Origin of the sequence: Streptomyces sp. NPDC059853 (assembly GCF_042731495.1) — a bacterium.
Classification (GTDB): domain Bacteria; phylum Actinomycetota; class Actinomycetes; order Streptomycetales; family Streptomycetaceae; genus Streptomyces.
On sequence record NZ_JBHWJL010000071.1, the window covers coordinates 1 to 12,032 of the forward strand.

At 72.3% G+C, this 12,032-nt stretch carries 18 protein-coding genes and 2 pseudogenes; 6 read left to right on the forward strand and 14 right to left on the reverse strand.

Translation table 11 applies throughout. From position 1 onward, the window contains the following. Positions 1–743, reverse strand: a pseudogene (locus ACFV5N_RS10665) (hypothetical protein); the annotation flags it as partial. A gap of 442 nt (positions 744–1,185) precedes the next feature. Here ACFV5N_RS10665 and ACFV5N_RS10670 point away from each other — a divergent pair. Then, positions 1,186–1,620 carry a VOC family protein gene (locus tag ACFV5N_RS10670; protein ID WP_385596932.1) on the forward strand — a complete coding sequence of 145 codons (435 nt, stop codon included), beginning with the start codon at positions 1,186–1,188 and terminating at the stop codon, positions 1,618–1,620. Between the two features lie 9 nt (positions 1,621–1,629). On the opposite strand, the gene ACFV5N_RS10675 is transcribed toward ACFV5N_RS10670, so the two are convergent. Both ACFV5N_RS10675 and ACFV5N_RS10680 read right to left on the reverse strand, forming a co-directional pair. Next, positions 1,630–1,866 (reverse strand): DUF397 domain-containing protein, encoded by a 237-nt coding sequence (locus ACFV5N_RS10675; protein WP_385596935.1) that lies wholly within the window; start codon positions 1,864–1,866, stop codon positions 1,630–1,632. Then, positions 1,863–2,678: a helix-turn-helix domain-containing protein gene (locus tag ACFV5N_RS10680; protein ID WP_385596938.1), complete on the reverse strand. Its 816-nt coding sequence runs from the start codon at positions 2,676–2,678 to the stop codon at positions 1,863–1,865. The genes ACFV5N_RS10675 and ACFV5N_RS10680 overlap by 4 nt, the downstream gene beginning before the upstream one ends. 182 nt (positions 2,679–2,860) lie before the next feature. Between ACFV5N_RS10680 and ACFV5N_RS10685 the strand changes: the two genes are divergently transcribed. Continuing rightward, complete coding sequence (locus ACFV5N_RS10685) at positions 2,861–3,325, forward strand: hypothetical protein (RefSeq protein WP_385596941.1); 465 nt, start codon at positions 2,861–2,863, stop codon at positions 3,323–3,325. On the opposite strand, the gene ACFV5N_RS10690 is transcribed toward ACFV5N_RS10685, so the two are convergent. Beyond that, positions 3,264–3,851 (reverse strand): TetR/AcrR family transcriptional regulator, encoded by a 588-nt coding sequence (locus ACFV5N_RS10690; protein WP_385596944.1) that lies wholly within the window; start codon positions 3,849–3,851, stop codon positions 3,264–3,266. The genes ACFV5N_RS10685 and ACFV5N_RS10690 overlap by 62 nt on opposite strands. Before the next feature lie 75 nt (positions 3,852–3,926). Between ACFV5N_RS10690 and ACFV5N_RS10695 the strand changes: the two genes are divergently transcribed. From ACFV5N_RS10695 to ACFV5N_RS10705, 3 genes are read left to right on the forward strand one after another with little or no spacing between them, the layout of a single operon-like run. Further along, the gene (locus ACFV5N_RS10695; RefSeq protein ID WP_385596947.1) at positions 3,927–4,391 is read left to right on the forward strand and encodes a GNAT family N-acetyltransferase; all 465 of its coding nucleotides are present in this window, start codon (positions 3,927–3,929) and stop codon (positions 4,389–4,391) included. 33 nt (positions 4,392–4,424) lie between these two features. Beyond that, positions 4,425–4,634 (forward strand): hypothetical protein, encoded by a 210-nt coding sequence (locus ACFV5N_RS10700; protein WP_385596949.1) that lies wholly within the window; start codon positions 4,425–4,427, stop codon positions 4,632–4,634. Between the two features lie 51 nt (positions 4,635–4,685). Further along, on the forward strand, positions 4,686–5,141 hold the full coding sequence (locus ACFV5N_RS10705; protein WP_385596951.1) for a cytidine deaminase family protein: 456 nt from the start codon (positions 4,686–4,688) through the stop codon (positions 5,139–5,141). 38 nt (positions 5,142–5,179) lie between these two features. On the opposite strand, the gene ACFV5N_RS10710 is transcribed toward ACFV5N_RS10705, so the two are convergent. The 4 genes from ACFV5N_RS10710 to ACFV5N_RS10725 all read right to left on the reverse strand — a co-directional run bounded on the left by ACFV5N_RS10710 (position 5,180) and on the right by ACFV5N_RS10725 (position 7,895). After that, positions 5,180–6,208: an alpha/beta hydrolase family protein gene (locus ACFV5N_RS10710; protein ID WP_385596954.1), complete on the reverse strand. Its 1,029-nt coding sequence runs from the start codon at positions 6,206–6,208 to the stop codon at positions 5,180–5,182. Between the two features lie 16 nt (positions 6,209–6,224). Then, the gene (locus tag ACFV5N_RS10715; protein WP_019434053.1) at positions 6,225–6,575 is read right to left on the reverse strand and encodes a hypothetical protein; all 351 of its coding nucleotides are present in this window, start codon (positions 6,573–6,575) and stop codon (positions 6,225–6,227) included. Positions 6,576–6,588: 13 nt separating this feature from the next. Next, entirely contained in the window at positions 6,589–7,089 is a 501-nt protein-coding gene (locus tag ACFV5N_RS10720; RefSeq protein WP_385596957.1) for a TetR/AcrR family transcriptional regulator, read from the reverse strand. 185 nt (positions 7,090–7,274) lie between these two features. Then, positions 7,275–7,895, reverse strand: a complete 621-nt coding sequence (locus ACFV5N_RS10725) for an AAA family ATPase (protein ID WP_385596960.1) — start codon at positions 7,893–7,895, stop codon at positions 7,275–7,277. 116 nt (positions 7,896–8,011) lie between these two features. On the opposite strand from ACFV5N_RS10725, the gene ACFV5N_RS10730 reads away from it, so the two are divergent. Beyond that, entirely contained in the window at positions 8,012–8,410 is a 399-nt protein-coding gene (locus tag ACFV5N_RS10730) for a hypothetical protein (RefSeq protein WP_385596963.1), read from the forward strand. A 63-nt stretch (positions 8,411–8,473) separates the two neighbouring features. Here ACFV5N_RS10730 and ACFV5N_RS10735 read toward each other — a convergent pair whose 3' ends face one another. From ACFV5N_RS10735 to ACFV5N_RS10760, 6 genes and pseudogenes are all read right to left on the reverse strand, one after another. After that, a complete protein-coding gene (locus ACFV5N_RS10735; protein ID WP_385596966.1) occupies positions 8,474–9,217 on the reverse strand; it encodes an RraA family protein in 744 nt (247 codons plus the stop codon). Continuing rightward, positions 9,217–9,957, reverse strand: coding sequence for a DUF5063 domain-containing protein (locus ACFV5N_RS10740; RefSeq protein ID WP_385596969.1), 741 nt, complete (start codon positions 9,955–9,957; stop codon positions 9,217–9,219). The genes ACFV5N_RS10735 and ACFV5N_RS10740 overlap by 1 nt, the downstream gene beginning before the upstream one ends. A gap of 30 nt (positions 9,958–9,987) precedes the next feature. After that, entirely contained in the window at positions 9,988–10,587 is a 600-nt protein-coding gene (gene recR, locus ACFV5N_RS10745; RefSeq protein ID WP_385596972.1) for a recombination mediator RecR, read from the reverse strand. A gap of 106 nt (positions 10,588–10,693) precedes the next feature. After that, on the reverse strand, positions 10,694–11,026 hold the full coding sequence (locus ACFV5N_RS10750; protein ID WP_019434060.1) for a YbaB/EbfC family nucleoid-associated protein: 333 nt from the start codon (positions 11,024–11,026) through the stop codon (positions 10,694–10,696). A 107-nt stretch (positions 11,027–11,133) separates the two neighbouring features. After that, on the reverse strand, positions 11,134–11,691 hold the full coding sequence (locus ACFV5N_RS10755) for a hypothetical protein (protein ID WP_385596975.1): 558 nt from the start codon (positions 11,689–11,691) through the stop codon (positions 11,134–11,136). Positions 11,692–11,974: 283 nt separating this feature from the next. Further along, positions 11,975–12,032 (reverse strand): annotated as a pseudogene (locus ACFV5N_RS10760) (hypothetical protein); the annotation flags it as partial.

The window sequence follows — 12,032 nt, forward strand, 5'->3', positions numbered from 1 at the left end:
GCACTCACCCACCCGTCGAGGACCGGTTGCGCGCCGCGCTCGACGCCCGTGCGCGGCTCATCGACGCCCACGAACTGTCCCCGTACCGGCCGCCCACCGGCCCGGCCTGGGGCACCCGGCGGATCCGGCGGGTGGTGTCCGCCGTCGCCGTGGCGGCGGCAGCGGCGGCGGCCGTGGCCTTCCTGCTGCTGTCCGGCTCCCCGGAGGACAACCGCCCGGCCGGGTGGTTCCGCCCGGCGCGGCGCCCTGGCCGGGCGGGGCGAGGCGGGCCGTGCGGGCGGCTCCGCCCGCGCTGTCCGCTCCGCCGATGCGGACGGTGCGGGCGCTGCGGACGGCACGGACGGGGCCGGTGCCCCGGCCCGCTCCGCCGGTACGCCCGGCTGGGGCTCCGGCTCGGGCTCGGGCTCCGGGGGGAGGGAGGGGGGTTCTTGCAACCCCGTCTTTTCTTCCGAAGGAAGGGAGCCTGTCGCACGGGGATCCCAGTTTGAGCCACACGCACAGGACCCACCGGGCACGTCGAAGAGCTCGTATTCGGTGTAGAACAGTCCCTCGTCGGTCTTGCGCACCACGCGCTTCAGATAACCGCCGTCTTCGAGTTCGTGCAGCATGCGGCCGATCCGCGTCCGCCCCTCGGTGCGCAGCCCGGCCAATTGCCGGATGCTGGCCCGGGCCATGGCGGGCAGCGACAGGAGATAGACGATGAGCCCGAGGGCGGCGAAGGAAAGCCGCCGGTCGCGGATCATGTCGTTCCGCAGAGTGGTGAATCCGCGCGTCGGCCGGGTACGATGAGAACGCATTGAGGGGTGTTGTCCCTTGGTGTCACGCCCCCGGATGTTCCCGCATCGCGGGGGCTTTTGCTGTGGCTCTGAACAGCACAGACACTACGCGTCGCACACAGTGACGACGCAAGCCACAAACGTTGGCCAAAACCCCGGTGAATTCCCCTCGCCACGCCGTACCACCTGCATCAACACACGATATTTCGAAATACCGTTCGCCCCCCTGGGGATGAACATTCCGTATGCGTGTTGACGCTGCCACCACGTCATGCGCCACGTCAGGGGCTGGGCGCAGACGCACATGGGCGAGGTCCTCGCGCACCGCGAGAGCCACGGGGCGCGCACCTCCTGAGGGCACGCGGAAAAACAGGAGGAAGCGGGGGCTCTCCGTTGCTATGGTGCGCCGATGTCATCGATCAAGCAGGTCCAGATCACGTTCGACTGCGCCTCGCCCCTGCGCGTGGCGCGCTTCTGGGCCGAGACGCTCGGGTACGCCGTGGCGCCGCCGCCGGAAGGCTTCGACACCTGGGAGGCGTACAACGCGTCCCTGCCGCAGGAGGAGCGGGACACGTGGGCCGCCTGCGCGGACCCCGCCGGGGTGGGCCCGCGCCTGTACTTCCAGCGCGTCCCCGAGGGCAAGGTCGTCAAGAACCGCGTGCACGTCGACGTACGGGCCGGCATCGGTCTCGTCGGCGCGGAACGCCTGGCCACGCTGGAGGCCGAATGCGCGCGCCTGGTCGCCCTCGGCGCCACGCGGGTACGGCTGCTTCCTGCTGACGAGGAGAACGAGTCGTGCATCGTGATGCAGGACGTCGAGGGCAACGAGTTCTGCCTGGACTGAGCGCGCGGCTCAGCGGATGGTGTCGAGGAACGCGGTGAAGGCGTCCGGCCGGAACCGCAGATGCGGGTCGGCCGGGCACTTGGAGTCCCGGACATGGATGGTGGTGGGGCAGGCCGCTACCTCGACGCAGGCGCTGCCTTCGTCGTCGCTGTAGCTGGACTTGTGCCAGGCAAGGGCGACTTCGACGCAGTCGCCGCCTTCCGTGTCGCTGTAACTGGACGTGAACCACATCAGTTCGTCACTCATAGAGGTTCCACCATTCTTTCGATGAAGGACACGGACTCTTCTTCGCTGAGAGCCTGCGTGCGGATCATGCCATAACGCTGAGTCAGCGTGCTGACATCGGTGGGCGCAGTCGTCTGCTGGCTCAGTGACTGGCCTTCAACCAAGGCGAAGTGCTCGTGGTCTCGGGTTTCCAGCAGGACCATAGGACCATTGAGCGCTGAAGGCACCACCCGTTCGAACGGGAGTACCTGAATAGAGACGTTTCGCAGCCTTGCCACCTCCATCAGGTGACAGAGTTGTTTCTTCAGGGCCTGATCGCCTCCCACGGGACAGCGCAGTACGGCTTCGTAGAGGACGAAGCTGAAGGCAACGGTCGGCTTGCTCGTCAGAAGGGCCCTCCGCGCCAGGCGCCCCCTGACCTTTTCCTCGGCCTCGTCATCCTCCCAGGGTGGATAGCGACCGCTGATCAGGGCGTTCGCGTACTCTTCCGTCTGCAAGAGCCCCGGGATGAGCAGAGGCTCGTACCACCACATCGCGATCGCTTCGTTCTCGTACTCGAAGTAGGTCCGGGACCGTTCCGGATAGCGCTCCCGCTTCAAGTACGGGATGCCAGCCAGAAGCAATCCCCGTGCCCCGAACATCTCGTCCGCGATCTCCGCGAGCCGGGGCGGGACCCGCCTCCGCCCCTGTTCGACGGACTTCACCGTGTCCACGGAGTAGTTCGCCGCCTCGGCGATCGTTTCGCGCCGTACTTGGGCGTTCTGACGCCAGAGTTGGAACTGACTGCCGAAATAGCGGTAGCTGACCGGAAACTGGGAACTCTCGTCTGCCATGTGAAGCGGCCTTCCCTCCAACGACACGTACCAGGCGTCTCCGAGGCCGCACGTACACCTTCCGTACCCACCTCGTCACTGACGCGAGTATCCGCTGGTCATCCACCGTGTGTCCCATGGATGCAGAAAGTTCCGCTCTTTCGAGGGCAGTTGCGGCCGGGGCTTGCCGCCTCGATGTCGAGTTGAAGTGGCGGTGGGATCAGGCCGCCGAGGTGCCGGTCGGCACCGCCTGGGACGTGGCGCGCGTGACGCGTGCGGTGGGGGCGCTCACCGTGTCGCGGGCGCGGGTGCTGGGGGTGCGGCTGGGGGCGGTGCTGGATGTGCCGTTGCGGGGGGCGATCGAGTTCGTCGTACCGCTGGGCACCAGCGTGAGCTGGCCACCGCTGCCGGGCACCCTGTGCGTGGGGCGTGGCGCGATCCGGTGGCCCACGCCGCTGGCCGCCGTGGGGTCGCACCGGCACGCGCTGTGCGGGCGGCGGTGGCTCGTACCGCCGGTTCCGATGGAGCCGCTGGCGACGAACGGCGCCGAGTTGTGCGAGGCGATGGGCGCGGCGCTCGCGCACCTGCGGCTGGCCTCGGCGGCGCTCACGCCAGGCCGTGAGCTGCCAGCGTCGCATCCAGCAGTCCGGTCTGTTCAGCCGGAGTGAAGGTGTCCGGGTCGGCGGTCGCGAGGGCGGCGGCGCCCTCGACCATCGCGACGAGGGCGTACGCGACGGTGCGCACCCGCTCCGCCGGCCAGTCGGGGGCGGCCGAGGCGACGAGGCGGGTGATGCGCTGCCGCCAGGAGGCGTTGTGCGCCCGGTGCTCGGCGGTGAGTTCGGGGTCGGTCACGGACGCGGCGAGGAAACCGACCCAGACCACGCTGGCGTCGGTGGTCGGACCGTCGAGCGAGAGGCCGTTCCGCAGAACGTCGCGCAGCGCGGTGCGCGGGTCGGGCGCCGCCGCCTCGATGGCCTCGACGCGGGCGCGGGCGTTGTCGTGCATGGTCCGGCGGGCGTGCAGCAACAGCGCGCGGCGGTTGGGGAAACGGTGCATGACCAGGCCGGTCGTGCATCCGGCGGCGGTGGCGACGGCGCGGATGGTGAGGCGTTCGAGGCCCTGCCGGGCGAGGACGTCGTGGACGGCCCGGGAGAGCCGTTCATCGGTGGTGCCGTCGTGGGACGGTCGTGACACGGATCTCACCTCGGAGGGCTGGGAGAGGGCTCGTAACGCTTGTTACCGTAACAGTTGTTACGGAGGTGGCGGCACATGTCCGGGTGGACGATCGAGGCGCTGGACTGGGACGACCGCGAGGGCGCCGGGCTGCGCGCCGCGCAGCGGGCCGAACTGGACGCGCGGTACGGGTGCGACGACCACGAGCCGGGGACGGCGCCGTCCGCCGCCGACATCGACCTGTTCCTGGTCGCGCGGGACGGCGGTACGGGGGCGGCGCTGGCGTGCGGCGCGCTGCGCCGGCTCGACGCGGGCAGCGCCGAGCTGAAGCGGATGTACGTGGCGCCGGGGGCGCGGGGTTCGGGCGTCGCCGCCGCCGTTCTGCGCGCCCTGGAGGCGGCGGCCGTCGAACGCGGCTGGACGACGCTCCGGCTGGAGACGGGCAACCGGCAGCCCGACGCGGAACGGTTCTACCGGCGGGAGGGGTACCGTCCGATCCCGCTGTTCGGGGCGTACAAGGGCTCGGAGATCTCGGTTTGTTACGAGCGGGTGCTCGTATGAAAGGCTTTTCCCATGCATGACTCCTTGCGAAGGATGATCGGCGCTGCAGGGATACTGCTCGGCATAGCGCTGGCGTTCTGGATCTTCTTCGGTGCCCCGAACAGCTGGTCCGGCGACATGCGGTACGTGAGATTCGCGATCGGGCTCTGCGCGTACGGGCTGATCCACGGCGGGGTGACCTGGATCTTCCCCGACGATCCGGAGGACAGCGAATCCTCGGCTCCGGCCGGGAAGGCCGCCTGACGAGAACGCAGGACCGCCGCGCACCGTTCCGGCGGGCCGTACGATGCGGGCATGCGCGTACCGGCCCGGGACCTGACGGACGACGACCGCGAACTCATCGCGTACGCCCGCCGGATCGTGGACACCCAGAGCGACGGGGAGGACGGCGTCCACACCATGGGGGCCGCCGTCCGGGCCGCCGACGGCGCGATGTACGGCGGGATCAACGTCTACCACTTCCTCGGCGGGCCCTGCGCCGAACTCGTCGCTCTGGGGCACGCCCGGGCCTCGGGCGCCAGGGAACTCTCCACCATCGTCGCCGTGGGCGACGGCGGGCGGGGGCCGGTGGGCCCGTGCGGCCGGGACCGCCAGGTGCTGTTCGACTACCACCCGGGCATCCGGGTCATCCTCCCCACACCGGACGGGATCAGGAGCGTGCGGATCACGGATCTCCTGCCGCTCGCCTCGGTGTGGACGCCGGAGGGCGGGACGCAGCCGTTCGACCCGTCCGTCTTCGGCCGGGACTGAACCGTCCCGTCCCCCGTCCCGCCCCGCCCCGCCGCGCCTCAGCGTTTCGCGAAGCGGTGCAAGGCGCTGAGCACGGCCGGGGCGAGGGTGTCCGGGTGGTCCTGGTCGTGCAGGAGATGGTCCACCCCGTGCAGCGTCACCCGGCCCGGCACGCCGGCGTGCGCGCGGCGCAGGGCAGTGGTCAGGGCGTCGGTCGTGTCGCAGGGGACCTGGGGGTCGTTCGTACCGCACGTCAGGAGCACCCTGGTCCCGGGCCGGAGTGCGGCGGCGGTGTCCGGCGGGTGGATGGCGTCCGAGCTGGTCACGAACCGGTGGTTCGTCCCCTGGAAGGCTTCGAAGAGCTGGGCGATCGGAGCCGGCAGATCCGTGGTGTCGACCGGCCGGTCGTCACGCAGGGCGGTGACGGCGGCATCGATCGCCGCGTCGATGGTGCGCTGTTCGTCGGGGGTGAAGTGGCCCTGCCGGGTCGCTTCGGCGATCTGCTCCTTCAATTGCAGTGCGACCAGGTCGAGCAGGCGTATCGCCTGCGGCTGCAGCAGGGCCAGGCCGATGGGGCGCGGGCTGACGGTACCGCCGAGTTGCAGGGCCGTCATCGCCCCCTCGCTGTGTCCGACGACCATCAGCGCGCGCCGGTCGGTCTCGGGCTGGTCCCGCAACGCCTCGTAGGCGGCCGTGGCCTGGCGGACGAACGCCGGGTAGTCGAGTTCCTCCGGACGGCCCTCGTAGGCGCCGAGTCCGGTACGGCCGGTGCCGTACTTGTCGAAGCGCAGCGTGGCGACCTGCTGGTCGCCGAGAGCGTCGGCCACCAGGGCCAGGGTGTTCGGGGAGAGCGCGGGGGGCTGGTTGCCGTCGCGGTCGGTGGGTCCGCTGCCGGGCAGCAGCAGGGCGGCCCGCAGCCGCTGCCCGGGACGGTGCTCGGGAACGTGCAGGGTGCCGTACGTGGTCGTCCCGTCGACGGTGAAGACGACCTCGCGGTCGGCGGCGGGCACCAGGCGAGGAGCCGCCTCGGCCGGGGTGGCGGTCACGACGGCGAACGCCATCACGACCGCGATGATGTGGAGGAACACAGGCTGCCTCTTTCGGTTAGAGGAGGGCGTTTTCGACCAGTGCCACGGTGGCGCGCGGGTCCTCGACCTGGAGCACCAGACGCGCGTAGTGCTCGTCGGCGAGTTCGACCACGACCGTCTTCGCCGGATCCCTGACGTCCCAGAACACCTTCTCGCCGTCGAGGTGGAACGTTCCCGCCGTGATCAGGCCGGGGACGCGGGTGCCGGGCGCCCGTATCCCCTTGGGTTCGGCGGAGATGCCGGGGTCGGCGGTCGCGCCGCGCACGTTGGCCAGCGGGATGGTCAGGCTGCTCTTCAGCGCCCAGACCTTGTGCAGACCCTCGATCACGACGACGAGGTCGTCACCGTCGATGCGGACCAGTGCCATGTCGGTTTCCTTGTCAGACGAGAAGATCGAGGCGTTGGGACAGCGCGGTGCCGACACTCTCGGGGCTTTTGCGCAGGATCATGCCCAGCGCGGCGGCGGTGAGGGCGGTGGCCTGGGCGGCGGGAAGGCCGAGCGCGCCGGCGATCGCCTCGTCGACCGCGCCCAGCGCGGCCCGCACCTCGGCGGCGACCTCCTCGTCGGCCGGCGCCCGTTCGGCCACCGCGAGCAGCAGCAGGCCGAGGTCGGCCGACGTGATGAGCCGCAGCGCGGCCGCCGCGTCCGGTGCCGTGGCGAGCGCGTCCGCCACGGGGCGGACGTCGTCGGCGAGGTGGCGGCGCAGGGCGGCCATGTAGAGGCCCCGTTTGCTGCCGAACGTCTTGTACAGGCTGTTGCGGTGCACGCCGAGGTGCGTGACCAGATCGTCGACGGACACCCCGTCATAGGCACGACTGCCGAACAGATCCACGGCGGCGCGTACCGCCATGTCCTCGTCGAACGCCCTTGGCCTTCCCATGACATGACCTTATGGCTTTTGGGAACGGTCAGTCAAGAACGATTGTTCCTCAACGGTCGGCAGCCGCGCCCGCACCTCCCCGCCGCAGGCCACGGGCCGCACAGTGGACATCAGGTACGCCCGGCCAGGACGGAGGGCACTGCCGGAACCTGCCGGGCCTGTCCGGCCGACGGTGGGGCGTGGAGTCAGGAACGGCGGACCGGGGCGTCCGCGCCGGTGGGGGTACCGCCGGGGTCGAGGAGATGGGCGCCCCGGGCGAGGCCGTGCAGGACGCGGTCGGCGGTCGCCTCGGCGGTCAGTCCGGTGGAGTCCAGCACCTGGGCCTCGTACCCGCCCAGGTCGCTGAACTGGGCGTGCAGCGAGCGGACCGGCCCGGGATCGGTGAGGGCGTCGCCGGAACGGGCCGTCGCCCGTTCCACGGTGGTGTGTTCGTCCGGCCGCAGGATGACGTAGCTCAGCGGCAGGGCCCGTTCGCGGGCCGCCGCGCGGAAGAGGCCGATGAACCACGGGCCGACGACACCGTCGCAGATCACCTGGTAGCCGCCGTCCGCGTAGCCGAACGCCGCCGACACCAGGACCCGCAGGACCACCTCGTTCTGCTGGTGCGCCTCGGGCAGATAAGGCGGGATCCCGCCCCGCTTGATGGCGCTCCAGAAGTCGTCGGTGTGCAGGTGGACGCTGGGCGTCAGGCGATCCGCCAGCAGGCGCGCCACCGTGCTCTTCCCCGCTCCGGGCGGGCCGGTCAGGATGATCACGCGGCCGTCGTGCGGGGGCGTCGTCCGGGAGGAGGGCGGCGGCTGGGTCATGCGGTCACCGTGCCATGTCCGGGCGCTGCCGTGCAGGTCATTTGGCGGCCGGGGCGCGCGGGCGGGGGCGGGGAATGGGCTCGTGCCGCCGGGTGCCGGTGCGCCACACTGGCGGCATGTGCGTCCGTCCGACGACCACCCGCCGGCACTCCATCTGCCTGCCCTGCCGCGCCGACTACAAGAAGCGGCCCGTACCCGGTGGGACGCCGGGGGCGCACCGCTGTCCGCGCTGCCGGGGTGAACTCATCGACGCCGGGCAGGACCTGGCCGTACCCGCGCGGCGGGACACCGCCGGGTGGAAGGCGCTCGGCGCGCTGCTGAACGCGGGCGTCACCTTCCACTCGCGCTGCTGCGACGGGCCCGGCCGGCGGCCCCGGCACCCGCGCGAGATCCGCGAACGGCTCGCGGCGGCCGGGGCGACGGGCGTTCCGGTACGCACCGCGCTCACGACGGAGGACCCGGACACGCTGCGCGCGCCGGGGCGCGGGCCACGGCGCCCTCGTCGGCACGGATGAGCGGACGGACGGTTCCGTGACCGTCGTGCTGTCACGGCGGCCCGTCCCTCCCCCGCTCTCCTCCTACTCCTCGATGGCGCCGCCGATGCGGCGCAGGTGGTGGCGGAAGGTGTAGGCCGGGTCGGCGGCGCGGTGGGTGAGGTAGCCGGCGAAGTCCGTCTGGCGGCGGAGGGTGTCGCCGGTGCGGATGCGGCGGGCCTGGTCCCGTTCGGTACGCAGGATGGCGTGCGCCGTCGCCACCACCTCGGCCGCGCGCTCCGCCGGGACGAACAGCGCGCCGTCGTCGTCGCCGAACACCACGTCCGTACCGTCCACCACGAGCCCGGGGCCGAACCGGGCGCTCGTGAGGGCCCCCGGCTCCCGGTCGTCCAGCCGCACCGGACCGGCTGGGAGGGCGCCGTAGCTGAACACCGGCAGGCCGATGGCGGCGATGTCCGCCGTGTCGCGGTGCAGGCCCCACACCACCAGGCCCGCAAGCCCCGCCGCCTCGGCCTCCAGGACGACCAGATCGCCGATGCACGCCTCGTCCGTCCGGCCGCCGTTGTCGACCACGAGGACCGCGCCCCGGGCCGTACCGGCGGCGGTGGCGCGTTCGAACGCCTCCAGGAACACATCGACGCTGCCGTAGTGCCGGACCGGCAGCACGGGGGCGGCCACGCGGGCGCCCGGCAGCACCGGGCGCAGACCGGCGGGGGCGAGCCGCAGCGGCAGCCCGAGCCGCAGGCAGGCGTCGGCGATCAGCGGCGTACCGGGGGGCTCGCCCAGGTCCGGGGCCGGCTCCTGGGCCGGCTCCTCGGGAGCGGCCATCAGTCGCGCCGCTGGGGCCTCAGCCCCAGCGGGGCGGCGATCTCGGCGGCCATCACACGGCCCGCCTGCCGTTCCAGGTCACCCTCCGCGGTCTCGGCCGCCTCGCTGTCGGTGTCCAGACCGTCCAGCTCGGCGAGCGGGGTGTCCAGCCGGACGTGCGCGACCAGCGACTGGAGCGCGCGCAGCGTGGCCCCGGCGGTCGGGCCCCAGTTGGAGAGGTAGGAGAACTGCCACCACCACAGTGCCTCGCTGACCCGGCCCGCGCGGTAGTGGGCCATGCCGTGCCGCAGATCGGTCACGATGTCGGCGATGTCGTCGGAGATCCGGCTCGGGACCGGGGTGCTGCGCGGGACGTACGGGTCGAACACCTCGGAGTAGACGTCCACCGGGGCGAGCATGTGGGCCAGCCGCTCGCGCAGTTCGTCCATGTCCGGCTCGGGGCCGGTGTCGGGCTCGTAGCGCTCCTCGGGAACGATGTCCTCGTGCGCGCCCAGCCGGCCGCCCGCGAGCAGCAGCTGGGACACCTGGAGCAGCAGATGGGGCACGGCGGCGTCCGGGTCGCCGCCCTTGGCGACCTCCACCACGGCCACCGTGAAGCTCTCGATCTGATCGGCGATCTGGACGGCGAACGCGTCCGGGCCTATGGGATCCGCGGCCCCGGCGCCCTCTCCGCTGCCGCCGCCACTGCTGCCGTTACCGAGGGTGGTGGCCTGGTCATGGACGTGGACCGTGGACGTCATGCGATCGCCTCCCCAGCGATACCCCTGGCGTTACACATCAAGCAGCCGCCTTCCCTCGAAGGCCCGCCCCAATGTGACCTCATCGGCGTACTCCAAGTCTCCCCCCACCGGCAGCCCGCTGGCCAGCCGGGTGACTTTGAGTCCCAGCGTGCTGACCATCCGCGCCAGATAGGTGGCGGTGGCCTCGCCCTCCAGGTTCGGGTCGGTGGCCAGGATCAGCTCCGTGACCGTGCCGTCGGCGAGGCGGGCGAGCAGTTCCCTGATCCGCAGATCGTCGGGGCCGACGCCCTCGATGGGGCTGATGGCGCCGCCCAGCACGTGGTAGCGGCCCCGGAACTCGCGGGTGCGCTCGATGGCCACCACGTCCTTGGGCTCCTCCACGACACAGATGACGGCCTGGTCGCGGCGCGGGTCCTGGCAGACCCGGCAGTGCTCCTGCTGCGCGACGTTGCCGCACAGGGCGCAGAAGCGGACCTTCTCCTTCACCTCGGTGAGCGCGTGGGCGAGCCGGCGTACGTCGGTGGGCTCGGCCTGGAGGATGTGGAAGGCGATCCGCTGGGCGCTCTTGGGCCCGACACCGGGCAGTCTGCCCAGCTCGTCGATCAGGTCCTGGACCACGCCTTCGTACACGAGATGCTTACGCCTTCCACTGGGCCCACGGGAGGGGCGGGTTCCCTGCGGATGAGGCTAGTTGCCGGTCAGCCGCAGGGCTAGAGAAACCGGAGTAACTGAGGGGCTAGAACGGCAGTCCGGGGATGCCGCTGCCGCCGCCGGGGGTGCCGGTGCCGAGGCTCTGGGCGAGCGGGCCGAGCTTGGCCTGGGCCAGCGCCTGCGCGGAGTTGTTGGCGTCGCGGATGGCGGCGATCACGAGATCCGCGAGGGTCTCGGTGTCCTCCGGGTCCACGGCCTTGGGGTCGATCTCCAGGCTCTTCAGCTCACCGGCGCCGGTGACGGTGGCCTTGACCAGGCCGCCGCCCGCACTGCCCTCCACGGGGGTACCGGCCAGCTCCTCCTGAGCCTCGGCGAGTTGCTGCTGCATCTTCTGGGCCTGCTGCAGCAGCTGCTGCATGTCGGCTCCGCCACCACCGGGAAACACGGGCGCTCCTCCTGGTCCGTCGGCAACACTCTCTTGCTTCGCTGTCGCCTCCGAGCCTACGGGGTCGCGCCGCGGGTGGCTCATTCGTGGTGGATCTCCTCGATGACCGTCGCACCCAGCTCGCGCATGATCAGTTCGCGGCCGGAGAGGGAGGAGCTGCCGGGGTCGTAGTCGTCGGGTGCGGGCGGATCGTCCTCCGGCGAGGGCTCGTAGGACGGCGGCGGGGGCGGCTCGGGCGACGGTGCCGACGACGGCGCGGGGGCGGCGGGTGGCGGCGCGGCGGGGGCGGGCGCCTGCTGCTGGGGCTGCTGCGGCTGCTGGGGCCGGGGCGGCGGGGCCTGGGGCGCGGGAGGCTGCGGCAGCGGCCGGGTCACGGCGGGGGCGGGGGTGCCGCCGATGCCGCCGTCGATGACGGTGTCGATCTTCCACTGCACGTGGAAGACCTCGCTGAGGGTCTGCCGCAGCACCTCCTCGCTGCCGCTGCCGAGGAAACTGTCGCGGGCACCGACGGTGGCGAACCCGAGCTGGAGGGTGGTGCCGTCGAACCCGGCGACGTGGGCGTTCTGGCTCAGCAGAATCCAGCTGAACCGGCGGCGGCCCTTCACCGCGTCGAGGATGTCGCCCCACATGCTCTGCACCCGCCCGAGATCCGCGCCTCCGGCGGCGGCGCCGCCTTCGGCAGCCGGAGCGGCCGGGGCGGGCGGCGCGGGCGCCGCCGGAGCGGGCGCGGCGGGGGCGGGGGCCTGCGCGGGCTGAGCGGTGGGCCAGGCACCGGGGCGGGGGCCGCCCGTGGCCCCCGTACCCGTACCGGAGCCGGAGCCGCCACCCGCGCCCGTACCGGTACCGGTCGGCCAGGCACCGGGCCGGGGGGGCGGCCCGGCGGGGGCCGCCCGCGGCGGGGCGGGGGGGGCCGGGCGGGGGGGCGGCGCGGGCGGGGGGGGGGCGGGCGCCAGGGGGGCCCCGGGGGGGGGCCGGCCCG